A 342-nucleotide genomic window follows, 5' to 3' on the forward strand; every position below is an offset into this window, starting at 1 on the left:
GAACTTCGTCGAGGACGTCCGCCAGGCGCTCTACGCCTCCAAGCTTGTGTCGTACGCGCAGGGCCTGGACATGCTGACCTCCGCCGCGAAGGAATACGGCTGGGACCTCAAGCTTGATGAAATCGCTTCGCTGTGGCGCGGTGGCTGCATCATCCGCGCCGAGCTGCTCAAGGAAATCACCAACGCCTACGCAGCCGAGGAGAAGCCGGCCAACCTGCTGTTCGCCCCGGCCTTCACCAAGGCGATTGCCGGCGCGCTGCCGGCATGGCGCCGCGTGGTGGCAACGGCTGTCCAGCTGGGCATCCCGGTTCCCGTGTTCTCCTCCTCGCTGGCCTACTACGA

General features: G+C 65.5%; 1 pseudogene. It reads left to right on the forward strand.

The annotated features are described in order from the left end of the window. Positions 1-342, forward strand: a pseudogene (locus NFJ07_RS25770) (NADP-dependent phosphogluconate dehydrogenase); the annotation flags it as partial.

It is taken from the genome of Arthrobacter sp. B2a2-09 (assembly GCF_027587375.1).
In the GTDB taxonomy this organism is placed as follows: Bacteria; Actinomycetota; Actinomycetes; order Actinomycetales; family Micrococcaceae; genus Arthrobacter.